The organism is uncultured Dechloromonas sp. (genome assembly GCF_945957265.1).
Lineage (GTDB): Bacteria > Pseudomonadota > Gammaproteobacteria > Burkholderiales > Rhodocyclaceae > Azonexus.
In genome coordinates this window covers 23,634-46,595 of record NZ_CAMFKO010000034.1, presented here as the reverse complement: position 1 = coordinate 46,595, position 22,962 = coordinate 23,634, and the positions used below count along the sequence as shown (strand labels likewise).

22 protein-coding genes are annotated in these 22,962 nt (G+C 61.4%); 11 read left to right on the top strand and 11 right to left on the bottom strand.

Features of this window, described 5'->3' with window-relative positions; all coding sequences use genetic code 11:
• Window positions 1–372: 372 nt before the first annotated feature.
• On the top strand, window positions 373–2,187 hold the full coding sequence (locus Q0P59_RS15780) for a hypothetical protein (RefSeq protein ID WP_295008001.1): 1,815 nt from the start codon (window positions 373–375) through the stop codon (window positions 2,185–2,187).
• Between the two features lie 342 nt (window positions 2,188–2,529).
• Window positions 2,530–3,528: a flagellar filament capping protein FliD gene (fliD, locus tag Q0P59_RS15775; RefSeq protein ID WP_295007999.1), complete on the top strand. Its 999-nt coding sequence runs from the start codon at window positions 2,530–2,532 to the stop codon at window positions 3,526–3,528.
• A gap of 96 nt (window positions 3,529–3,624) precedes the next feature.
• Here fliD and Q0P59_RS15770 read toward each other — a convergent pair whose 3' ends face one another.
• Both Q0P59_RS15770 and Q0P59_RS15765 read right to left on the bottom strand, forming a co-directional pair.
• Window positions 3,625–4,017 (bottom strand): glutaredoxin domain-containing protein, encoded by a 393-nt coding sequence (locus tag Q0P59_RS15770; RefSeq protein ID WP_295007997.1) that lies wholly within the window; start codon window positions 4,015–4,017, stop codon window positions 3,625–3,627.
• Between the two features lie 156 nt (window positions 4,018–4,173).
• The gene (locus Q0P59_RS15765; protein WP_295007995.1) at window positions 4,174–5,193 is read right to left on the bottom strand and encodes a nucleotidyltransferase domain-containing protein; all 1,020 of its coding nucleotides are present in this window, start codon (window positions 5,191–5,193) and stop codon (window positions 4,174–4,176) included.
• Window positions 5,194–5,332: 139 nt separating this feature from the next.
• Here Q0P59_RS15765 and Q0P59_RS15760 point away from each other — a divergent pair, with 139 nt between their 5' ends.
• From Q0P59_RS15760 to Q0P59_RS15745, 4 genes are all read left to right on the top strand, one after another.
• Entirely contained in the window at window positions 5,333–5,776 is a 444-nt protein-coding gene (locus tag Q0P59_RS15760; RefSeq protein WP_295007993.1) for a phage holin family protein, read from the top strand.
• A 67-nt stretch (window positions 5,777–5,843) separates the two neighbouring features.
• Window positions 5,844–6,344 carry a helix-turn-helix domain-containing protein gene (locus tag Q0P59_RS15755; protein ID WP_295007991.1) on the top strand — a complete coding sequence of 167 codons (501 nt, stop codon included), beginning with the start codon at window positions 5,844–5,846 and terminating at the stop codon, window positions 6,342–6,344.
• Window positions 6,337–7,041, top strand: coding sequence for a nucleotidyl transferase AbiEii/AbiGii toxin family protein (locus Q0P59_RS15750; protein ID WP_295007989.1), 705 nt, complete (start codon window positions 6,337–6,339; stop codon window positions 7,039–7,041). Before Q0P59_RS15755 ends, Q0P59_RS15750 begins: the two co-directional genes overlap by 8 nt.
• Before the next feature lie 115 nt (window positions 7,042–7,156).
• Window positions 7,157–7,537, top strand: coding sequence for a hypothetical protein (locus Q0P59_RS15745; RefSeq protein WP_295007987.1), 381 nt, complete (start codon window positions 7,157–7,159; stop codon window positions 7,535–7,537).
• 37 nt (window positions 7,538–7,574) lie between these two features.
• Here the strand turns inward: Q0P59_RS15745 and Q0P59_RS15740 are convergent, their stop codons facing one another.
• On the bottom strand, window positions 7,575–7,805 hold the full coding sequence (locus Q0P59_RS15740; RefSeq protein ID WP_295007985.1) for a DUF2789 domain-containing protein: 231 nt from the start codon (window positions 7,803–7,805) through the stop codon (window positions 7,575–7,577).
• Window positions 7,806–8,003: 198 nt separating this feature from the next.
• Here Q0P59_RS15740 and Q0P59_RS15735 point away from each other — a divergent pair, with 198 nt between their 5' ends.
• Window positions 8,004–8,468 (top strand): PaaI family thioesterase, encoded by a 465-nt coding sequence (locus tag Q0P59_RS15735; RefSeq protein WP_295007983.1) that lies wholly within the window; start codon window positions 8,004–8,006, stop codon window positions 8,466–8,468.
• Window positions 8,469–8,487: 19 nt separating this feature from the next.
• Here Q0P59_RS15735 and Q0P59_RS15730 read toward each other — a convergent pair whose 3' ends face one another.
• Window positions 8,488–9,135: an HD domain-containing protein gene (locus Q0P59_RS15730; RefSeq protein WP_295007981.1), complete on the bottom strand. Its 648-nt coding sequence runs from the start codon at window positions 9,133–9,135 to the stop codon at window positions 8,488–8,490.
• Window positions 9,136–9,237: 102 nt separating this feature from the next.
• Here Q0P59_RS15730 and Q0P59_RS15725 point away from each other — a divergent pair, with 102 nt between their 5' ends.
• Entirely contained in the window at window positions 9,238–10,467 is a 1,230-nt protein-coding gene (locus tag Q0P59_RS15725; protein ID WP_295007978.1) for an MFS transporter, read from the top strand.
• A 9-nt stretch (window positions 10,468–10,476) separates the two neighbouring features.
• On the opposite strand, the gene Q0P59_RS15720 is transcribed toward Q0P59_RS15725, so the two are convergent.
• A complete protein-coding gene (locus tag Q0P59_RS15720) occupies window positions 10,477–12,699 on the bottom strand; it encodes an EAL domain-containing protein (RefSeq protein WP_295007976.1) in 2,223 nt (740 codons plus the stop codon).
• Window positions 12,696–15,203: a PAS domain S-box protein gene (locus Q0P59_RS15715; RefSeq protein WP_295007974.1), complete on the bottom strand. Its 2,508-nt coding sequence runs from the start codon at window positions 15,201–15,203 to the stop codon at window positions 12,696–12,698. Before Q0P59_RS15715 ends, Q0P59_RS15720 begins: the two co-directional genes overlap by 4 nt.
• A gap of 298 nt (window positions 15,204–15,501) precedes the next feature.
• On the opposite strand from Q0P59_RS15715, the gene bfr (Q0P59_RS15710) reads away from it, so the two are divergent.
• The 3 genes from bfr (Q0P59_RS15710) (at window position 15,502) to Q0P59_RS15700 (ending at window position 16,922) form a co-directional block, all read left to right on the top strand.
• On the top strand, window positions 15,502–15,984 hold the full coding sequence (bfr, locus tag Q0P59_RS15710; protein ID WP_295007972.1) for a bacterioferritin: 483 nt from the start codon (window positions 15,502–15,504) through the stop codon (window positions 15,982–15,984).
• A gap of 12 nt (window positions 15,985–15,996) precedes the next feature.
• On the top strand, window positions 15,997–16,479 hold the full coding sequence (gene bfr, locus Q0P59_RS15705) for a bacterioferritin (RefSeq protein ID WP_295008003.1): 483 nt from the start codon (window positions 15,997–15,999) through the stop codon (window positions 16,477–16,479).
• Between the two features lie 239 nt (window positions 16,480–16,718).
• A complete protein-coding gene (locus Q0P59_RS15700; RefSeq protein ID WP_295007970.1) occupies window positions 16,719–16,922 on the top strand; it encodes a (2Fe-2S)-binding protein in 204 nt (67 codons plus the stop codon).
• A gap of 72 nt (window positions 16,923–16,994) precedes the next feature.
• On the opposite strand, the gene Q0P59_RS15695 is transcribed toward Q0P59_RS15700, so the two are convergent.
• From Q0P59_RS15695 to Q0P59_RS15675, 5 genes are all read right to left on the bottom strand, one after another.
• Window positions 16,995–18,125 carry a DUF1513 domain-containing protein gene (locus tag Q0P59_RS15695; RefSeq protein WP_295007968.1) on the bottom strand — a complete coding sequence of 377 codons (1,131 nt, stop codon included), beginning with the start codon at window positions 18,123–18,125 and terminating at the stop codon, window positions 16,995–16,997.
• A gap of 23 nt (window positions 18,126–18,148) precedes the next feature.
• The gene (locus Q0P59_RS15690) at window positions 18,149–19,162 is read right to left on the bottom strand and encodes a Fe(3+) ABC transporter substrate-binding protein (RefSeq protein ID WP_295007966.1); all 1,014 of its coding nucleotides are present in this window, start codon (window positions 19,160–19,162) and stop codon (window positions 18,149–18,151) included.
• Between the two features lie 113 nt (window positions 19,163–19,275).
• Window positions 19,276–21,429 carry a TonB-dependent siderophore receptor gene (locus tag Q0P59_RS15685; protein WP_295007964.1) on the bottom strand — a complete coding sequence of 718 codons (2,154 nt, stop codon included), beginning with the start codon at window positions 21,427–21,429 and terminating at the stop codon, window positions 19,276–19,278.
• 234 nt (window positions 21,430–21,663) lie between these two features.
• The gene (gene selD / locus Q0P59_RS15680; protein WP_295007962.1) at window positions 21,664–22,710 is read right to left on the bottom strand and encodes a selenide, water dikinase SelD; all 1,047 of its coding nucleotides are present in this window, start codon (window positions 22,708–22,710) and stop codon (window positions 21,664–21,666) included.
• Window positions 22,711–22,753: 43 nt separating this feature from the next.
• Window positions 22,754–22,960, bottom strand: coding sequence for a heavy metal-associated domain-containing protein (locus tag Q0P59_RS15675; protein ID WP_295007960.1), 207 nt, complete (start codon window positions 22,958–22,960; stop codon window positions 22,754–22,756).
• Window positions 22,961–22,962: the final 2 nt, after the last annotated feature.

Sequence of the window (22,962 nt, the reverse complement as noted above, 5' to 3'; positions counted from 1 at the left end):
TTTACTTGAGTGCCGCCAGCCGTGTTCACGGGGCGGTATTTCAGCAGCCTGCTAGTCCTTATTACGACCAGCACAAAAAAAGAAAAAATAAGTGCTGACATAAAGCGTCTCATTTTTGCAAGGAAAGTAGAGCAAAAATCAAATCCGTTGGCGCCAATCACAATGTGGTTAATTACTGAGAGGCAGATCGATGGATCACTTGTAACAATGTGCCGAGCGCAAGACGTTAATGCAATTACAATAACCGACTTCAAAAGGCGATTCTTTGATGGATCGCTCTACTGTACAAGGCGAGCGGATTATCCATTTGGTTCTGCTGAAGAACCATCAAATTCTGGGTATATAGCCCCTCAATTATATGTCAACTTGCCTATGACCTACGAAGCCTACAATACAAGGATAAAGTCGCTAAAAGGCCAATCCGACTGTAGACTGAATGATATATATCAGTGGGTTGCTGATGGATTACTAGTTGTTATCCTAGCTCCATTTGGGTCCGGAAAAAGCTTTACGTGCAAAGAATTGTTTAATATTTTTTCTAAAAAATATCAAATTGGCGAAGGGGCCAGATGCCCTATTGCAGTTAACCTGAGAGATCATTGGAGTCAGGATAGTGATGAAATTTTGGAGCGCCATGGGAAATTAATTGGGTACCCAAGAAGAGAAGAACTAAATATTGGAATACGCGCAAACATGTGTAGCTTAATCATCGACGGATTCGATGAAATCGGAATAACAGGGGTTGCCAATATACAAAATAAAAACTTCATGAGGGAGGTAAGAACACAATCAATGGTTGGCCTGAAGGGAATTGTGCTCTCACTCCCTTCTGGCACGGGGGCCGTAGTAGCTGGGCGCGACCACTATTTTGACGACGTCAAAGAACTGGCGTCTGCATTAGGCCTTGTAGGCCGTGACTTTAGATTAGTCCGTCTCGGGGAATTTAACGAAGCCAATGCACTTGAATTGTTAAAGTCCTATGGAATTGATGAAGCTCCACCAGACTGGATACCTCGCAAACCATTATTTTTAAGCTACCTCGCAAAAAATGGGTTACTAAAAGATGCCATCGGAATCAACGGTGCTCGCGGACAGGGTAATGCATGGGACGAATTTATCGACTACGTTTGTCTCCGGGAAGCAAAAATTGCAAAGATTGCCATCGACCCAGAGTCCGTTAGAAATGTTCTTATTGAATTGTCTGGAGATGTGAGATCCACGTATTCCGGGACTGGCCCAATAACAACTCAAGGACTAGCTGAAATATATAAACGGGTAACAGATCAAGAGCCTACGAATCAATCCATAGCGCATCTACAACGACTACCATGCTTAACGCTGCGGGGCTCTGGCGACTCCGACCGTGAATTTGTGGACCAAGACATGCTTTGGGCATTGCAAGGCTTCAATGTTGCGCAGCACGCATTACGCGGAACAACTCCACCCAAATCGAGAGGATGGCTGTCCGGCTTAAATTCAATCGGGATTGGAGCTGCCACCCATTATTTTGAAAAAAACAATTTCGATATTTACAGCGTGGTTACGTATGCAAATAGCTACAGCGACAATTCTCAATTTTCTGCAGATCTACTCATGGTAGCCATTGATATGGCTCAAGAAGAAAGCGAAATAGACTGCAGGGGATTGAAAATATCAGGGGCAATCATAAATTCAATGTCTCTCGAAAATGTAAAACTAAAAAATTCTGAATTTCATGACTGCCAGTTTGGAGATTTCGTTGTCGGCGAATTTGGTCTTGATTCAAGCATATCAATAAAAGGCGGTCGAATCGTAAAAATTCTAGGGGTTTCTTCAAGAGATGGGTTGCCCGAAAAATTAATTTCTCAAGATTGCGAAATTGAATCATTCGACGAATTGGATACAAATGCAGCAATTGTTCGTGCAACAAGCCTATCAAACGGCAAGAAAGCGCTTTTAACTGTATTACGAAAACTTTATATTCAAGCAGGGTCTGGACGAAAACTATCTGCGCTAAAGCGAGGGATTCCGCCATCAATCATTGGGAAGATTGATGGAGTTCTTGATATTTTAGAGCAGCACAACATGGTTAGCTTCTATGGCGGCGTTGTTCAGCCCGTCAGAAAACAATCCGACAGGGCAAAAAAAATATTGGCCTCATCTGGTTTACTGCATGATGACGTAGTCGAATTATGTGACTCAGATTAATTCAACAACGTAAAAAAACAGGGGGCAGACCTCTATTATTATTCGGTCAGCCACAAAAACGGGCAGTTCCTCTAGGTTGGCCTTGCTGCTTAGCAGCCAGAAAGAATTATCTGCCTTGCCGGGAACATGCCTGCTGGTTTCAGGTCTGTCATTGACCGTGGAAGTTCTGCCCTATACGTTCAGCTGCCTTCGGGTTCCTAGTACAGCAAGCGGGCCGACCGGGGGTTCGGCTTTGCGCCACTACGATCCAAGGCCGTGAAGAAGACCGGTGTGATTGTTGCCTGTAACTGGACATGAAGTAGGACGAGGGGGTCTTTGGCCTTCCAAACAACTGGAGGCGATATGTCGATCAATCAAATCAACGGCAAGAGTTTCGATTTCTCGAAACTCCAGGGCGGCAAGGTAGCGACGCCAGTTGCGGGTTCGGCAAGGGCGGTGGATTTTTCGTCCGAGCTGAAGTTGCAGATGGCCAGCATTCAATCGCAAACGGTCGGCGCGCTGGTTTCGTCCGCGCTGAGCCCTGGCAAGGTGTCGGCTGGGACGAGCTTCTCCGATATTGTCGGGGCCGGCAAAACGGCCGGCATTTCGTCTCTGGATGCCATGCTGGGCAGCGCCGCCAGCATCAGCGGCACGCATGGCGTTTCGGCAACGGGGTGCAACATGGGGCTGTTCGACCCGGAGTCGGCCTACCGGATGATGACGGATATCAACGCCCGGGCCGTCGCCTACAAGGCCGAGTCGTCCGAAATGGGCGACATGAAGGCCTATGTGTCGACGTTGCAGCAGGAGGCTATCAAGCTGGGCGGCACCGATGTAGCGACGGGTAGAGAGGACATCCGCGCCCGCGTGCAGGCTTTTGCCGATGCCTACAATGGCTGGATGCAGCGCTTCGGCGGCGAGCTGAAGGATGGCGGCATGCTGGCGGGCACGCAGGCGGCCAGGATTGCGCAGTGGGAACTGGAGCAGAGCATCGCCAATCCGTTCCATGGCGCCAAGGACGGGCTGCACGGCATGGCCGACCTGGGCCTGAGCATCGACCCGGTGACCAAGCGGGCGACCGTCGATAACGCTCACCTGGATGCCGCGCTGGCCAACGGCAAGTCGGCCGCCATCGGGGCGCTGCACGAATTCACCGCCCATTTCGCCAAGGCGGCCGAGCTGTGGAATTCGGCCGGCAATTTCATCAATAACCGTCTGGATAATCTGTCGCACGTCGTTGGCTATATTGATACCAACATGACGTCCCTGCAGGCCGAATTCGGCCTGGGCGACCCGGCGAAACCGACCGGGCAGTTGGCTAGGGCATTGGCCAACTACAACGCGACGCACGGCGTTGGCTGAACTGGTGTTTTGGCGTAAACGAAAAACAGCAGCCTGACTTGAAGGCTGCTGCTCAAACAGGCTGACCGACGGGCCGTTCAATATCGGCCGGTTACATCAGGCGGCGGCGAAACGGCTGCGCAGATACTTGATGATCTCGCCGGATTCGTACAGCCACTCGGTCTTGCCGGCCGCATCGGTGATTTTCAGGCAGGGCACTTTCGCCTTGCCGCCACCACTCACCAGTTCATCGCGGATTGCCCCCGGTTGTTGCGCATCGCGCTTTTGCACATCAAGCGCCAGACGCCGCATCTCCTGGCGCACCTTGATGCAGAACGGGCAGGTTTTGTACTGATAGAGGACGAGACTGGCGCACTGCCGGTCGATCTCGGCCTGGCTCGAGGCTGGCCGCGACATGGCCTTCGGCCGGGTGACGAATTCGCCGAGCAGCATGAAGGGGCCGAGAATGACACGCAGCGTTTTGAAGAAGGCTCTGACGACTGTTTTCATGGGTGATGGTTTGATTCCGTAAAAAGATGGGCTTAAGGCAGTCTATACGCTGCAGAGTTCCTCACGGCTGAACATGAGGCGTAGAGCGACAATCGGCCCGCAAATCCAATCAGTGGAGTTCATACGCTATTGATTTGCGACGCTCAGCCTCAATCGTCACCACTCAAACCCCTGCCCAGCAACGTCAGCCCTCACCGTCTTCGGAAACATCTGCTGCGCTCGCTCGTCCAGTACCAGATGCGGTAGTTTGTCGCGAAGCAGGGCAATGGTTGCTTCGGCTTGCTGTTTATCTCGCTGCTTCTTGCCCGGCTCGCGATCCGGTTGTTCGCTGAGCCAGTGCTTGTAGACGGCAAAGGCGCGCGGGTCTGGGCTGACCATGGGGGCTGGCAGGCCATCGTGACCAATCACGACGGATTGGAATTTTTCGCTGGCCAGCAGCCATTTGATATTGGGAAGCCACGAGGGGGTCAGGTCAGCAGCGGCGATTTGTTCCGGCTCGTCTTGTTTCCAGGGTGGGTTCGGGGCTTGTTTGACGAGATCGACATAAAAGCCATCCTTGTTGGCGGCACGAAAGCCTCCCTTGCGAACGGGTTCGAAGGAGCGGTCGACTTTGCGCAATATGGCAAGCAACCCGGCATCGGCGACTTCGTTGTCGAGCAGTGCCAGTTTCAGGCGGCTGCGGGCATCCCAGAGTAAATCGATATCGTTGGTCGCAAGCAGGCCCGCGTCGAACATGACACCGCCGACGGCTTCGTAGCCGTACATGGCGTGAGTGCCAATAACCATCAGGTTCCGCCCGAGCAAATGGTGTTCGTCGAGCTTGCGCAGGGTAGCGGTGACGATGGCTGGCACGCGGTTGAGATACACGCCACGCGCCATACCGGCAAATTCCCGCAGCGACTGCTTCAGCGCGGCTTCACGCTCCTTGGCGCGGACCTTGCCGGCGACAAACTCGGCATGGATCGCTTCGGTTTCGGCGCTGCGTGGCCCAAGGCTCCGCGTGGCACCGCTGCGATTGAGCACCTTGATCAGATAGTCCTTGCCACCAACAGTCTTCCAGCTCAAGCCGCCGGCGTATTTGACCGCATTCCGCCTGGCCTCGCGGAAAGCTTCAAAGGTTTGCCTGACGTCTATGGAAATTCGCTGTTGATTGTTAGATAAATTACTGAAATACATCGAATTTCCTTTCAATCAATAATTTTCTTTAGATTGAATGGAAAACCATTTAAAGTCAATGAAAAAGCCATTTTTTTGACTGTCTTGGCACCTGCATCTGAGACCCATCCAGCCTCTGATCCTCTCCACCGCTGGCGACATGATCGATAATGAAACCTTCGCTTATCCCGGGAAAACCATGTTCGCCAACCTGACCGGCTTCCTCATCCAGTGGGGCATCACCGCGCTTTCCCTGTGGGTGGCCAGCCTCGTATTCAATGGCATCCGCTTTGCCGACAAGTCGGCGCTGATCGTGTCGGCACTGCTGCTCGGTTTCGTCAATGCGGTGCTGTGGCCCATCGCGGTGGTGCTGACGCTGCCACTGACTTTCCTGACCCTGGGCGTATTCCTGCTGGTGATCAACGCCCTGCTGTTGCTGCTGGTGGCGAAGCTGGTGCGCGGCTTCACGATTTCCGGCTTCTGGACGGCATTCTTTGCCAGCCTGTTCATTTCGATCTTCAGCCTGTTCCTGAATTCGCTGATGCCGGATGCCGAAATGGAGGTCTACCGCCTGCCGCCTTCCGGGCGGACGATCTCGATGTAGATCATCGCAAAGCAATTTGTTTCTCAATATTGACAAGTAAGTATTATTGCCTAACATGAGAAACACAATGCCAGCAAAATCCCCACCTCCATCCGTTGTCGTAACCGAGCAGCTTACCGCACTCGGCGCACTGGTACGTGCACGCCGCAAGGCCTTGAAGGTCAGCGCAACCGCGCTGGCCGAGGCAGCCGGGATGTCACGGGTCAGCGTGCATCGCATTGAGCAGGGTGCGCCTTCGGTGACGATGGGAGCCTACCTGAACGTACTGGCTGCGCTGGGGCTGGTTTTTTCGGCAGCGGCCCGGGAGGAGCCAGCGAATCGCTTGGCCGAGGGTAACCCCGGCTGGCTGCCCGCCCGTATCCGCCTGGCCGATTACCCGGCCTTGAAGCAATTGGCGTGGCAGGTGCAAGGCGCGGATGAACTGACGCCGCGCGAAGCCCTGGACATTTACGAACGCAACTGGCGGCACCTCGACGAGGCGGCACTGCTGCCCCGCGAACAACATTTGATCGAGGCCCTGCGAGTGGCTTTGAACGGTATCGCCATGCCCGGCGCAAGCGATGTTTGAGCGCCCCCACCATCGCCGGATTGCCCGGGTCTTGTCGGCGCTGAATGGCGATTTGTTGCGCGAGGCGAATTGCCTGTTTGGCGGCGGCACGGCCATGGCGCTGCGCTTCGGTGAATATCGCGAATCGGTCGATATGGATTTCCTGGTATCGAACCTCGACAGTTACCGCCGACTGCGCCAACTGTTGACCGGCGATGCATGCTTTGCCGGGCTGCTGCGGCCGAATGGCGAGCGTTTTCGCCTGGGGCGGGAGATCCGCGCCGATCAATACGGCATACGCACCACGCTGCTCGTCGACGAAGCGCCGATCAAGTTTGAAATCGTTCTCGAAGGCCGCATCGAGATCGAGGCTGCTACCGCTCAAGATGAGGTCTGCGGTATTTCGACCCTGACGCCGCTCGACATGGCAAGCGGCAAGCTGCTGGCCAATGCGGATCGCTGGAGCGACGACGGCGTATTCAGCCGCGACGTGATCGACCTGGCCATGATGAGCCCTTCGCTACCTTTGCTGCGAAAGGCCGTTCTCAAGGCGCAGGGTGCCTACGGCGAGGCGATCACCCGCGACCTCGAACGCGCCATAGAGCGTTTGCGGAATCGTCCGGACTGGCTGGAGCGCTGTATGCGTGTAATGGCAATGAACCTGCCCAAGGCCGTGCTGTGGAACAAAATCCGGGCGCTGCGCCGCGTGCTGGTCTGAAGCCCATTCATCCCCGGCAGCAAATCCGCCCTTCGGCGCACGCACACCCCGGCCAAAGCTTCCCCCGCCCCCGCCCTTCTGCGAAAATCGCCGCTTTCCCGTTCTTCTCCCGATCATGATCCAAGGCCAGTTCCGCTCTTCCGTCCTGCAGGTGCCCGCCGAGGTGACGCCGCTCAAGTTCCGCGGTTATCTGCGCAAGGAGGTTCAAGCCGTGCAGGCCGGCGCGCAGAGTCCGGAGGAGATCATCGTCGTCCGCCTGTTCGTGCTGGAAAAGGTGCTGTTCGGGCTGGGCGCGAAGAAGGTGGATTCGATTTTGCACGGCGCGGTCGAGAAATGCCCGAACATCCAGCGCATCGAGTTGGAGGCGCTGGCCCGGCCGCTGACCGCCGAGGAGATGCAGGAAGCCGCCGACGAGGCGCAGGCCATGGTGCAGGCGCTCGGCGAGCGGGTGATGGCCTCGGGCGGCAAGCTGGTGGCGGATTCCGGCGGCAACTAGGCGGCCATCCGTCTCCGACTGCCCGGGAGGTGCCGGCCTAGCGCAGGCGCCCGTTGAGGTCGTCGATCACCGTCGCCCAGTCGGCATCCTCGATGATTTCCTCCTTGAGAAAATCCCGCTGCGCGGCGCTCCAGAAGGAAGCCCGGTAGAGCGCAATGCCGTTGTCCAGCGGACGATGGCCGGCAATGAAGGCGTCAATCGCCGCATCTTCGCTCGGCAAGCCGAGTTGGGCAAACAGGTTGTTCAGGGTGTGCAGTTGTGCCTGCATGGAACGCTCTTCGATCTCGATGACCCAACATTTGGATGGGCTGAGCGTTAAAGCGTTCCCTTGCATTGCGCCGGCCCAAGCGCGCGGCGCGCGATTCGGGGCTGGCGGAACTTGCACGAACCCTGTCCTCCCCTGCAGTAGCCACCCGGCGCCGCCTCGCCTACGATGCCTTTTTGCACACAACAACGAGGAGACAGCATGCAGGCATTTCAGGACTACTACCCGGAGAATCTCGCGCATTGCTACGGCTGCGGCCGCAACAACGAACACGGCCACCGGATCAAGACCTTCTGGGATGGCGACGAGACGGTCACCCGCTTTCAGCCGCGCCCGGAGCATACGGCCATCCCCGGCTTCGTCTATGGCGGCCTGCTCGCTTCGCTGATCGACTGCCACGGCACGGGAACGGCCGCCGCCGCGATGTACCGCGCCGAGAATCGCGCCATGGACAGCCTGCCGGCCTTCCGCTTCGTGACCGGTTCGCTGCAGGTGAGCTACCTGAAGCCGACACCGCTCGGCCCGGAACTGGAGCTGCGCGGCCAGATCAAGGAAATCAAGGGCCGCAAGGTGGTGGTCGAGGTGACGGTGTACGCCGAGGGCGTGGCGACCGCGCGCGGCGAGGTGGTGGCCCTGCAGATGCCGGACACCTTCGTGGCGAAATAATCACGATCGCCCCCGCCGCTCAGGCGGCAACGTTCCACTCGGCGAGAAACTGCGCCACGAATTCCTCCATGAAACGGTGGCGCTGCTCGGCCAGGGCGCGGCCGGTCGGCGTGTTCATCCGGTCCTTGAGGAGAAAGAGCTTTTCGTAGAAGTGGTTGAGGCTGGCCCCCTTCGAGGCCTTGTAGGCGGCCGCCGTCTGGTGCAGCACCGGCGGCTCGTCGGGGTCGTGCATGAGGCGCCCGGCGTGCCCGCCGTAGGCGAAGCAGCGGGCGATGCCGATGGCGCCGATGGCATCGAGACGGTCGGCATCCTGCACGCATCGTCCTTCCAGCGTGCGCATCGCGGTGGTGACGCCGGCCCCCTTGAAGGAAACGGAGGCGACGATGTCGACCACCGCCGCGATCAATTCGTCGCTGGCGCCTTCGCTGCGCAGCAAGGCCTCCGCCGCGCGCGGGCCGGCGCTGTCGTCGCCGCCGTGGAACTTCCAGTCGGCAATGTCGTGCACTAGGGCGCCGAGTTCGGCGATTTCGCCATTGGCACCCTCCTGTGCGGCGATCCGGCGGGTCAACTGCCAGACGCGGTTGATGTGATGCCAGTCGTGGCCGGAACTTTCGGCGAGAAAGCGTGCCTTGATGTGTGCGGCAACGCGGTCGACCAAGGTTTGCATGCGGATATCCTCGTGTTTTTTCGCCAGACGGAAGGGGCTGCAGTGTACCGCGCCGCGAACCACCGCGTATCCTTGCATTCCTTCGCCCCCCCGAATCCGTCGATGACCGCCACCCTGACGCCCCGTGCCGAACGTTTCTTCCTGCTCACCCTGGCCGGAATCCAGTTCAGCCACGTGCTCGACTTCATGATCATGATGCCGCTCGGCCCGATCCTGATGCAGGCCTTCGCCATCGGCACCCACGAATTCGGCCTGCTGGTCGCCTCCTACAGCTTCAGCGCCGCGGTATCCGGCATCCTGGCGGCGACCTTCGTCGACCTCTTCGAGCGCAAGCGCGTGCTGCTCGCCTGCTTTACGCTGTTCGGGCTGGCCACGCTGGCCTGCGGGCTGGCCCCGGGGTTTGCCACGCTGCTCGTCGCCCGCGGCCTGGCCGGCGTGTTCGGCGGCATCATGGGCGCGCTGATCCACACCATGATCGGCGACGCCATTCCCTTCTCCCGGCGCGCCCGAGCCAGCGGCGTGGTGTCGACGGCCTTTTCGGTATCGACGATTGCCGGCGTGCCGCTGTCGCTGTGGCTGGCCAACCACCTCGGCTGGCGGGCGCCGTTCGTGCTGATCGCCGCGCTCAGCGTGCTGTTCATCGTCGTCGGCATGCGCTTCCTGCCCGAGCTCCGCCACCACCTCGGCGAGGAGAAGCGCGGCCACCTGCTGTCGGCGACCTTCAGCGTCCTCGCCGACGCCAACCACCTGCGCGCCCTGCTCTTCTCGGCGCTGATCATCTTCTCCGGCTTCACGATCATTCCCTACATCACCGTCTATGCCGTCAACAACGTCGGCATCGCCCAGGGTGACATTCCCATCGTCTACCTGGTCGGCGGCAGCGCCACTTTCGTCAGCGCGCGGCTGATCGGCCACTGGGCCGACAAGTACGGCAAGATCGAGGTCTATCGCCGGGTCGCCCTGCTGGCGACGCTGCCGCTCCTGGCCGTGACGCACGCCGGCCACCTGCCGCTGGGCATCTGGCTGATCTTCAGCACCGCCTTCTTCGTGCTCACCTCGGGACGCATGATCCCGGCCATGGCGGTCATCGCCTCGGCCGCCCAGCCCAGGCTGCGCGGCACCTTCATGTCCCTGAACGGCACCGTGCAGTCGCTGGCCATGGGCCTGGCGACGACGCTGGCCGGCTTCCTGACCGGCCTTGACGGCAGCGGCAAGATCGTCGGCTACCCGCTGGTCGGCTACGTGGCGGTCGCCGCGAACCTGCTGGCGATCTGGTTCGCGGCGCGCATCGCCATGCACGGACGCCCGCCGTCGCCCGCCGCGGACCTCTGAACCGGGCCGTCAGGAGGCCTGCCGGCGCTGCCTCAGCCAGTTCAGCAGTTGCGGCAGGGGCATCGGGCTGCCGTAGAGAAAGCCCTGCGCGACCTTGCACCCCAATCCGCGCAGGAAACCCGCCTGCTCCTCAGTTTCGACGCCCTCGGCAACGATGGTCAGGCCCAGCTTGCTGCCCAGTGCGACGATGGTCTCGGCAAACATCCCGCCCTTGCCGGCGGCGATGTCCTTGATGAACGCGCGGTCGATCTTGAGGCAGTCGATGGGCAATTCGTGGAGCTGCGCCAGCGACGAGTAACCGGTGCCGAAATCGTCGATGGCGACCCGCGCCCCAGCCTCGCGCAGGGCGGCCAGGCTGCCGATCACCGCTTTCGGCTCCTCCATGGCCACGCTCTCGGTGATCTCCAGCTCCAGCGCGCCGGGCGGCAGGGCGTGGCGCGCCATGATCTCGCGCACCTCCTGCACGAAGCCGGCAGTCAGGAACTGCGGCATGCTGACGTTCACCGCGACCGACACTTCGCCTTCGCTTTCCCGCCGCAGCTGGGCGTAGGCGCGAGACGATTCCTCCAGGACCCAGCGGCCGATCTCGACGATCACGCCGGAGTATTCGGCCAGCGGGATGAAGACATCGGGCGGTTGGATGAAGCCGCCCCCCTCGCCCGGCCAGCGCAACAGCGCCTCGACACCGACGCAGGCACCGCCGGTAAGCGCCACCTTGGGCTGGAACCAGACCGCCAGCTTGCCGCTGCGGAAATCGCCGCGCAGCCGGTTGATGATCTCGAGACGCCAGCGCGAGCGGTCCTCCATCTCCGGCACGAAGTACTGGTAGTTGTCGTACAGGCTGCGCTTGGCCCGATTCAGCGCGATGTTCGCCCCCTTGAGCAGGACCAGCCCCGAGCGTTCGTCGCCCAGCACGCGGCACAGGCCGAGGTTGATCGATACCGGCAAGGCATGTTCGCCGACCGCCAGCGGACGCTCGAAAACGCGGTCGAGGCGGTCCGGATTGACCTGGCTTTCCGGCCCGACCACCCCGAACACGTCGGCGCCCACGCGCGCGATGCGGCAAACGCCGCCGAGCTCTTCGCGCAGGCGGATGGCAACGGCCTTGAGCAGCTTGTTGCCCACGTCGTGGCCCAGGCCGTCGTTCAGATCGGCGAAGTGGCGCAGGTCGACGAGCGCCACCACCACCTGCTCGCCGGCGCTGGCCACGTCGTCGAGCTCGACGATAAACTGGCTGCGGTTGGGCAGGTGGGTCAGGCCGTCGTGGTAGGCGACGTAGTTCAGGCGCTCGACGAGTTTGACGTTGCTGTAGCAGGACGAAATATTGGCCGCGAACACCTCGAGCAGCTGGCGATCGGTCTCCTGCAGCGCGTTGACCGTTTCGACGTAAACCGCCCCTTCGCTTTCCCCGCCGCGAATGTAGATGACGGTGCAGCCGTCGCCGTAGTAGTGCTCCTTGCCGGCGACGGCCTGCTCGATCGCGTCGACGATCCGCGGCTGTTCCAGCCTGGCCAGGGGCAGCGCCAGCCAGTCCCGGTGCGGGCCGGTGGCGCCGATGACGTAGAGGCCGTCCGGATCGGAGCCGTCGACGGGCGAGCCGCGCTGGGCGCAGACGATGCCGTGCATGGGCACGCGCAGCAGGCCGCTGAGCTGGATCAGGACGCCTTCGGCAAAGCTGCCGACGGCGTGCAGCTCCATCAGGTCGGCCGAGGCATGCACGATCTTTTCCAGGCCCCGACGGTTCTCGGCGATGGAGCGTATCTGCTCGTAGGAGCGCAGAGCCGAAATCATCGCGGTAAACAGCCGGACCTGGGTCAGCTCGCTCTTGGTCCGGTAGTCGTTGATGTCGTAGCCGGTGAACACCTCGAGTTCCATCGCGTACCCCGGCTGGCCGGTGCGCAGGATGATCCGCACCTCGGCCATGCCGAGCTCCTCGCGGATATGGCGCACCATCTTCAGGCCGGCATCCTCGGTTTCCATCACGACATCGAGCAGGATGACGGCGAAAGCCGGATCGGTGCCGAGAATCCGGCGCGCCTCGGCCGCCGAATAGGCGTGCTGCATGTCGACGCCCAGGCCCTGGTAGGTGAAGTTCCGGAGGACGAAGGCCGTCGCCGAATGGACCTCGGTGTCGTCGTCGACGATCAGTACCCGCCATGCCTTCTGCAAGGCGCTGGCGGGCACCTCGGGAACGTCTTCGAAAATGCTGATCAGTTGGTCGTCGTCGCTCATCGATACGGCTCCTCCACAACGCTCTGATTAGGCGCCACCAGCGGCAGCCTGAGGTGGAACGTCGTTCCCTTGCCCGGTTCGCTTTGCATGCGGATCTCGCCGCCCAACACCGCCGTTACCAGATTGAACACGATGTACAGCCCCAGCCCGCTGCCGCCATTGCCGAGGCGCGTGGTGAAAAACGGATCGAAGGCGCGGGCGACCGTTTCGGCATTCATGCCGCAACCGTTGTCGCTGTAGTCGACGTCGACCCGCATGCCGCTTTGGCGCGCCTTGATCGAGATGGTTCCGGAGATATCGTCGTCGAAAGCATGCATCAGCGAATTGTTGAAGAAATTCAGCAGCACCTGCTCCAGCGGCCCCGGGAAACTGTCCATGCCGATATCCGGCGGGATATCCAGCAGCAGGCGATGGGGCGAGTGCCGCAGACGCGGCCGCATGGTGGCGTAGATTTCGTGCACCACCTGCGACAGATCGAACTGCCGCCGCCGGGTGCTGGTCTGGTCGACGGCGACCTGCTTGAAATCGGCGATCAGGTCGCTGGCCCGCTGGGCATTGCGGTCGATCAACTCGGAGGCCTCCAGCGACGAGGCCAGGAACTCGTCGAGCATGGAGCGGCGCAGGGTATTCTCCGCCACCGCCCGGGCGAAGGTGGCGACCCGCCCCTGGAGCGTGCTGGCCACGGTACGCACGTTGCCCAGCGGCGTGTTGAGCTCGTGGGCGACGCCGGCAACCAGCGTCCCCAGCGAAGCCAGTTTCTCGGCCTGGACCAGCTGCGACATCGCCATCCGCAATTCTTCGTTGGCGCGCTCCAGTTCCTGCGTGCGCAGCTCGACCCGCGCCTCCAGCTCGTCGGTCAGTTGCCGCGCCTCGGCTTCGGCCCGCTTGCGCTCGGAAATGTCCACCAGCGTCTCGATGGCGCCGATCACTTCGCCTTCGGCATTGCGCAGGGGGGAGGCGCTGAAGTACAGCCACCGGCCCGAGCCGTCCCCCATCTTCGGGAAAAACCCCTCGCTCTCGAAGGCATCCGGATTGAGCGGCGAACGGCGGCACGAGGAGCCGTAATAGCCGCGCACCACGCCCTCGTCGCCGCCTTCGACGATCAGGTTGGCCAGCACGGGGCGCCGCTCGGGATAGAAGGCGCGCCATGCATCGCAGGTCCCCAGGATTTCGGCCGCGGGGATGCCGATCACCCGCTCGCAGGCGCCATTCCACAGCACCACGCGCTGCCCCTGGTCGACCACGAAAATGGGCAGCGGGCTGTTGTGCAAGACCTGCAGAAGGCGGGCCTCGCTCTCGCGCAGGGCCTTGTCCACCCGGCGCTGCTGGGTGATGTCGTGCAGGATGCCGATCAGCCCGGCCACCGATCCCTGGTGGTCGCGGAATGCTGCCTTGTGAAAGACGACGTCGCGCAGGTCGCCGTTCGCCGACCTGACCTGCGACTCGTAGATCTGGACGACATCGGGCTCGGCGAAGACGCCCTCGTCGGCCGCGCGGTATGTTTTCGCGAGCTCGGGCGGCGAAATGTCCTCCACCGTCTTTCCGATATACGTCTCCGGGGTAACGCCGATCAGCGCGAAATAGGCGGGGTTCCCGCCCAGGTAACGCCCCGCCCTGTCCTTGTAGAACACCGGCACGGGCAAGGCATCGAGCAGGCTGCTCAGGAAGCGCCCCTGATCCGCCACTTTCTTTTCGGTCAGCACCTTGTCCGTGACCTCCTGGACGAGAACCAGCCGGGCACGGTATTCGCCCAGGGTCTGCTCCCGCGAGGTGGTCTCGACGACGATTTCGTGTCCGTCGCAATGCTGGGTGCGCCAGCGCCTGTTGAGGATGGCGGGATTGCTGTCGTCGGCCAGCGCCTCGATCATTTCATTCAGCCGGGCGCGATCGTCGGCCACCCAGAGATCGGACAGCAGCACGCCGGTCAGCTCCCCCGCCTGGTAGCCATACATCTCGAGCAAGGCCTCGTTGGCCGCCAGGATGTGGGTGCTGTCCATGTCATAGACCAGCATCGCGTTCGGGTTTTCCTGAAACAGCTGCCGATACTGGACTTCCCGCTCCTCCAGCACCGAACGGTAGGCGGTGTTCTCGCTGACATCCACCACCATGCCGAGGAAACCGAACAGCTCGCCGGAGCCGTTGCGCAAGGCGGTGACCGACAGCAGAACGCGCAGGGTGGAGCCGTCTTTCCGAATGTAGGTCCATTCGTGGTCGTTCGGCAGATTCAGCCTGGCCTTGGCGACGAATACCTCGAACCCGGGCTCGAGAGGAATGCCGATTTCCGCCGCGAACAGCCGGGCCCGCTCGGCAACCTCCTCGGCCTTGTGAAAGGGCGCCGGCGTCAGCTTCCCGATGACGTCCGACGCGCTGTAACCCAGCATGCGTTCGGCCGCCCGGTTGAACACGGAGATGAGGCCGTCGGTATCCGTCGCGATGATCGCATGGCCGGAGTTGTCGAGAATGGCCGCGTGCAGGATCGCCGCCTGATCGGATATGCCGCCCACGTCAGGAGGGGCTTCCAAGCATGCCGGCCGGAACGCGGCCGCATGATCGCTCCGCCGCGCGGACGAGGCCGTGACGATCTGCGAATTGAAGACAGGAAACCACAGCCCCTCCAATTTTTGATGTTTTTAGTAATAATGAACCTTTGGAACGATCCGGGCAAGTGGCAAGGCGCAGGCGATCGCAGCCGGCGCAACGCGGCGTGTGCGTCACCGCGCCGGACGGCACCGGCGCTTCTCCCGCCTTGCTTTCCGCGTCCCCCTATGCCATTCTGAAACACTGATTTCCAAGGAGATAGCCATGAAGGGCGACAAGAAAATCATCGACATCCTGAACGCATTGCTGGCCGGCGAACTGACCGCCGTCGACCAGTACCTGATCCATGGCGAAATGTATGCCGACATGGGCCTGAACCAGCTGGCCGAGAAAAGCATTCACGAATCGGATCACGAGCGCCAGCACGCCCGTTCCATCATTCAGCGCATCCTCTTCCTCGAAGGCAAGCCGGACCTCTCCAAGCGCGAAGGCCTGAAGATCGGCAAGACCGTACCGGAAATGCTGAAATCCGACCTGGCCGTCGAATACAAGGTCGATGGCGAACTGAAGAAAGCCATCGCCGCCTGCGAAAAGGCCCAGGACTACGTGACCCGCGAAATGCTGGTGGTGCAGCTCGACGACACCGAGATGGACCATGCCTACTTCCTCGAAAAGCAGCTCAAGCTGATCGAACTGGTCGGCCTGGAAAACTACCAGCAGAGCCAGATGGGCTCTTCGTCGATCTAAGGGGACATGGCGATGAAAGGCGACAAGAAGATCATCGAAGTCCTCAACAAGGTCCTGAAGAACGAACTGACCTCGATCAACCAGTATTTCCTGCATGCCCGCATGTTCCGCAACTGGGGCCTGGAAAAACTCAACGACTACCAGTACAAGCAGTCGATCCGCGTCATGAAGGAAGCCGACGAACTGATCGAACGCATCCTCTTCCTCGAAGGCCTGCCCAACCTGCAGAACCTCGGCAAGCTGCTCATCGGCGAGAACGTCGTCGAGTGCCTGCAGGGCGACCTCAAGTACGAGCAGGAAACGCAGCGCCCCTTGCTGGTCGACGCCATCGCGCTTTGCGAGGAAGCGCAGGACTACGTCAGCCGCGACCTGCTCGAAGAACTGCTCGAGCACTGCGAGGAGGCCATCGACTGGCTGGAAACCCAGCAAAGCCTGATCGAGAACGTGACCCTGCCGAACTACCTGCAGGCGCACATGGAGCCGGGTGGCGACTGATTCACGTCGACACTGCCGTCATCGGGGCCGCAACGAGCGTTGCGGCTTTTTTTTGCCCGGACAAAACGGCCCGTCGTCGCCAGCCCGAAGGTCGAGCCGGCGATGAGCGCCGCCCGCGTCGGCAAGCGATTTGCCAAAAACGCATCAGCCAGTCATCGCCCGCAAATAGTTATTGACATTCATTCTCATTCAAATAAACTGGGAACAGTTCTCATTAACGCAGCAGGCGGAGATCATTCATGTACGTTTGTGTTTGCAAGGCTGTCACCGATCGGCAAATCCGCGAAGCCGCGCTGGGCGGTGCCCGCACGCTGAAAGACCTGCGCCGCGACCTCGGCGTCACCCGCGATTGCGGCCGCTGCGCCTCCTGCGCCCACGATTGCCTGCGCGAAGTGCATGGCGGATCGGCCAAGCCGGGAAAGGCTGCCCGCCAGGCAACCTGAACAAGCAACGATCAAGCAATAAAAAAGGAGCCTTGGGCTCCTTTTTTATTGGCGAAAAAACCCGCAAGCGGGTCAGGCCTCGCTGATCAGCGCCCAGTGGTTATCCAGCGCCATCGGCTTCGGCCAGGGCAGGAAAGTCGCCTTGGCCGTCGGATGCCAGCGCACCAGCCCCAGCCCCGTGGCGACGAGCACGCCGCCGCCGGGTTGCGGACCTTTCCATTCGGTCAATGCATAGGCTTCCTGCAGTTCGACAATGGGCACCATCTTTTCCGGCGCCCCCGGATGCCAGAGCTGTGCCAGACCGGCCTGGTTGCTCGACAACGCGAACCCGCCGTTGTAGGCGGCGGCGATATCGCCGGCGTAGCCGGCACCATCGCCCGAACGCGCCGGGGTCAGGAGCTGGTCGCCATCCAGCACCGCCAGAATCGGGGCGTTGGCACGCTGCGCCGCATCCTCGTGCTCGGCTTGCATGGCCACGCCCAGGTAGGCGCGGCCCGACGGGGCATGGCTCCACGCCAGGTGGCGCAGGCTAAGGCGCGAATCGCCCAGCTTCCAGTGGCGCAGGAGTTTACCGCTGCCATCTTCCAGGCGCACCAGCGACGAATCCATCCGGTGCAGATCGTATTTCTTGTCCGCCGGCGTGCGCGGTACGCCGCCATTGGCGACCATCAGGTTGCCGTCGCCATCGAGCAGGAGTTGATGCGGCTCCAGGCCATGGCTATCCCACTCGGCGAGCTTGCCGAGGGTGGCACGGTCGCGCACGCCGATCCGGCCGCGCCCGGTCTTCATGTCGGTTTCGGTGGTGTACAGCAGGTCGCCCTTCGCATTGGGGATGACATGGCCGTTCAGGCGCGCCGACGAGACTTCGTCTTCCAGATTGACCTGCCGGCTGACCGCACCCGCCGCATCGATGCGCATCAGCCACGCCCCGGGACGCACGCCGACCACCAGCAAGCTGCCATCCGCCTCCGGATACAAACCATGCGGGCGCGTTGGCAGCGCCACCGCGTGACGGATCTCCAGCTTTTTCCGCCCCCAGTCGGCCGCCAGGACGCCGGCGTAATAGGTATCGCCGGGATTCGGCCCGCGCCAGGCGGCGGCGATCAGCGCGGACTGCGGGTTTTCATCGGCCGAAGAGGCTAGGCCGGCCTGGGCGAGCAGGCCGCAGGCGCCGAGCAACTTGACGAACTGGCGTCTGTCCATGGGCATCGACATCTGCATTCTCCTTAGCGGTAGCCGGCGCGATCGAGCAGCTTCTGGGCGGCCACGACGTTTTTGGCCAGCGATCCGATCGGCAGGGTATCGGCCTTGAACTTGCCCATCGCCTCGAGCGCCGGATTGCCGGTCACGACGCTGGCCACCACCGGCCATTCGTTGTTGCCGTCGGCGAAGTAGCGCTGGGCCTCGTCGCTGGCCAGGTACTCGAGGAACTTGACGGCCGCGTCGACGTTCTTCGAGGTCTTGACCACGCCGGCGCCCGAAATGTTGATGTGCGTGCCGCGATTGGCCTGGTTGGGCCAGACGATGCCGACGCGTTCCATCATGCGCCGCTCGTCGACCTTGTCGGAACGGATCAGGCGGGCCAGGTAGTAGGTATTCGACACCGCCACGCCGCACTCGCCAAGGGCGACCGACTTGATCTGGTCGGTATCGCCGCCCTTCGGCGCCCGGGCGAAGTTGGCGACCACGCCCCTGGCCCACTCCTCGGTCTTCGCTTCGCCGTCATGCGCGATCAGCGAGGCGACCAGCGACAGGTTGTAGGGATGCGAGCCCGAGCGGCTGCACAGCTTGCCCTTCAGCTTCGGATCGGCCAGCGACTCGTAGGTGGCGACGTCCTCGGCCTTGACCGCGCTGCGGTTGTAGATGATGACGCGGGCCCGGGTCGAGAAGGCAAACCAGGAGTCGGTATGGAGATGGGCCGGGATGCGGCTTTCCAGCAGCTTCGATTTGACCGGCGCGAACAGGCCCAGCGCTTCGGCATTGGCCAGGCGCGCTGCATCGACGGTGATGAATACGTCGGCCGGGCTGTTGGCGCCTTCGTTACGAATGCGCTCCATCAGCTCGTCTTCCTTGCCGTCGATCCGGTTGATCTTGATACCGGTCTGCTTGGTGAAATTCTCGTAAAGCCGTTCGTCGGTCTGGTAGTGCCGCGCCGAATACAGGTTGAGGACTTTCTCCTGGGCCTCGGCGGCAAACGCGGCAGCCATGGCCAGGACGATCAGGACCAGGTTCTTCTTCATCGGGATGTTCTCCATCGCAAGGAAAACCGGAGGGGCGGACTGCACCGCCGCGCGAACTCCGGCACAAAAAACAAAAAGCCCCCGCCCGAAGGCGGGGGCTGCACTCAATTGGCTCAGAACTTGTATTCCGTGCTCAGGATGAAACGACGGGCCTGGCCGGGGACGACAAAACCGCCGTTGTCATACAGCGAGTCGTAATACAGCTTGTCGAAGATGTTCTGGACATTGAACTTGACGGTGTACTTCGGCTGGTCGTAGGACAGCATCGCATCCCAGCGCACGTAGGACTCCACCCAGTTCGGGTTGAAGGCCGCCGTTCCGGTCGGCGCACCGCCGTAGCGACGGCTCTTGTATTCCATGCCGCCGCCCACCTTGAAGCCGTAGGGCAGCTGGTAGGTGCTCCACAGGTTGAAGGTCTTCTTCGGGGTATTCCGCGGCGACTGGCCGATGAAGTTCGGGTTGCCGTTGCCCGGCGCCACCTCGCGAATTTCCGCGTGCATGTAGGAAAGGCCGCTGAACACTTCCCAGTTGTCGGTGATCCGGCCCGCCACCTCGAGTTCGACACCGTCCGACTGACGCTTGCGGGTCAGGATGGTCGCCGTGGACTCCAGGTCGGTATTGCGCTCCCAATCCTTGATGGCGCGATAGAGCGAGGTGCGCAGGGAGAGGTTGCCGTCGGCCAGCAGCCACTTGCTGCCCAGCTCGACGACCTTGGAGCGTTCGGCCGGGTACTGGTTGCCGGACAGCTGATAGAGGTCGGCCGTCGGGCTGAACGAATCGCTCCAGCCGACATAGTAGTGCTGGGCCGCCGTCGGCTGCCAGGACAGGCCGGCGCGGTAGCTGTTCTCGCCGAAATTGCCGCTGAAGGCCGTGGTGGTGAAGTAGTCGGACTTCATGATGTCGCGACGGACACCCATGGTCAGCTTCCAGTTCTGGATGAACTCGACGGTGTCCTGCACATAGGCGCTGTAGGTTTCACCCTTGTACGTAATCGGCCGCGCCGTCGTGAACTGGCCGGGCAGATACAGCGGGCGTGCCGTCGAGCCGACGTTGCGCAGCGCCCAGCGGATCGAGTCCTCGTTGAGGTATTCGACGCCGGTAATCAGTTCGTTACGCATGCCGAACAGGTTGAAGACCGTGTTCAGGTCGCTCTGCAGGACGTAGTTGTCGGTCTCGAACTGGCGGGTCTTGGCCTGGCCGGTGGTGCTGTACTGGGTCAGGGTTCCCTGGCCGGCCACCGCCCAGTAGGAGCGCTTGTAGTTGGCGGCGCGCAACACGGTGCGCCACTGGGTATCCGGCGAAATCTTGTAGAGGTAGTTCAGGGTCGAGACTTTCGTTTCGCTGTCGTCGAAACTGTCGTTGACCCCGTAGTAGTTACCGGCCTTGGCCATCGATTCGACCGGACGGCGACCGCTGAACGGAACGCCGTAGTCGGCACGGTCGTTGGTCTTCAGCCACAGGTGGCTGAGCGTGACTTCGTGATTGGTGCCGAGACCGAAGGAAATGCTCGGCGCGAAGCCCATGCGGTGGACCTCCGGCTCCGTACCGGTATACGGATTGGTGCGCGCGCTGCCTTCGTCGCGGTTCATCACATTGAGACGGAAGGCGGTGGTATCGCCGACGCGCTGGTTGAGGTCGGCCTTGACCTCGCGGAAACCGTCGGTACCGACGCCGACGCCGACCTTGTTGATGCCGTAGAGCATCGGCGTCTTGCTGACCTGGTTGATCACCCCGCCCGCCTGGCCGCGGCCGAACAGCATGGCGGCGGCGCCGCGCAGCACGTCGACCTGCTCGAGGTTGAACAGTTCGCGGTTGTACTGGGCCGTATCGCGGATACCGTCGAGGTACATGTCGCCGAAGGTATAAAAGCCGCGCAGGTTCATGTTGTCGCCGGAACGCCCGCCCTCGGCGGCGTTGAAACTCAGCCCGGATACGTTGCGCAGCGCTTCGCGCAGCGAATTGGCTTCCTGTTCCTCGATCAGGGCGCGGGTCACGGTCGTGATGGCCTGCGGCACATCGTGCGGGTCCTGCACCACCTTGCCGACCCGGGTCTTGGTGGCGCGATAGCCATCCTGCTGCTCCTGCGTCGCGGTAACCGTCACCGGCTTCAGGGTCTTGTCATCCTCGGCCCAGGCCTGACCGCCGATGGCAAGCATGGCGGTGGCCACGGCAGCGGCCAGCGGCAAGCGACGACCGAGCGATGCGGAGACGCCGGATGGACGAGGGAGGAAGGGAGCCTGGCGCCCCGGGTGGTGTTGAGTTTTCACGTGCAGACCTTTTTTGTAGTCAGTCAATTTTTTGGCTGGCTGGCATAAAGGCTGGCTTGCCGGACGTTGGGGTCGTTTACGTATCGGCCGCGAGAAAATCCCCCTCGAAACAGCAGAATACGATCAATAACGATAATGCGAATATATCGCATTTGCAACACAGAAACAACACGGCCAGGGGTCTACCCTGGCCGACATGCAAGAAGTGTTGTTTATTTGCCTAAGAAAGGCGTCTCAGACGATGTCGACACCGGGTTCGCCGTCATCCATCCCGCCGATCACCGAGACATGCGAAAAACCATGCTGCAGGAAGATCGACAGCACTTCCGTCACCGTATCCGGCGCGCAGGAGACCAGCAAGCCGCCCGAGGTCTGGGGATCGGTCAGCAAGGTCTGCGCCGGTGCCTCGAGATCGGCCGCCAGGCGCACCCGGTCGCCGTAGCTCGCCCAGTTGCGCCCCGAGGCGCCCGTCATCAGGCCGGCCTGCACGAATTCCCGCGCCCGCGGCAAGAGCGGCAGGTCGGCATAATTGACCCTGGCCCGCAGGCCGCTGCCCTTGCACACTTCGAGCAGGTGGCCGGCGAGGCCGAAGCCGGTGACGTCGGTCACCGCATGCACCCCGTCCAGGCAGGCGAGAACCGGCCCCGGGGTATTGAGCTGGGTGGTGGTCGCGACCATGGTGTCATAGTCGCTGGCACGCAGCTGGTCCTTCTTGAGCGCCGCGCTGTAGATGCCGACCCCGAGCTGCTTGCCCAGGATCAGCTTGTCCCCGGCCCGCGCCCCCGAATTGCGCTTGAGATGCGCCGGATTGACGAGGCCGATGGCGACCAGCCCGTAAATGGGCTCGACGGAGTCGATGGTGTGCCCGCCGGCGATGGGGATGCCGGCCGCCCGGCAGACATCTTCGCCACCCTGCAGGATCTTGCCGATGGTTTCCAGGGGCAGCACGTTGACCGGCATGCCGACCAGGGCCAGCGCGAACAGCGGCGTACCGCCCATGGCGTAGACGTCGGAGATGGCGTTGGTCGCGGCAATGCGCCCGAAATCGCGCGGGTCGTCGACGATGGGCATGAAGAAGTCGGTCGTCGCGACGATGGCCTGCTGCGCATTGATCTGATAGACCGCCGCGTCGTCGCTGGTTTCGGTGCCGACCAGCAGCTGGGGCGGCACGATGCCGGGCGTCATTTCGCCAAGGATCTTCTGCAAAACGGCGGGGGCGATCTTGCAACCGCAACCTCCACCATGGGAAAGCTGGGTCAATCTGACGGTTTCATCCGGCACGGCTGTTCTCTCGGGTAAAGCAGGTTATTGTTGGTTAAAGCGCTTATTCGGCGTCGAAGCCGGCATCTTCGATGGCATCCACCAGCGCGGCCCGCGAAACGAGCTGCGGATCGAAGGCCACCCTGGCCTCGGCCGACTCCAGCGAAACATCGGCCGAAACCACGCCGGGCAGCGCGGCCAGCACGCCGTCGATATTCCGGACGCAGCCCTGGCAACTCATGCCACCGATCCTGATGACCGTATTTTCCATGT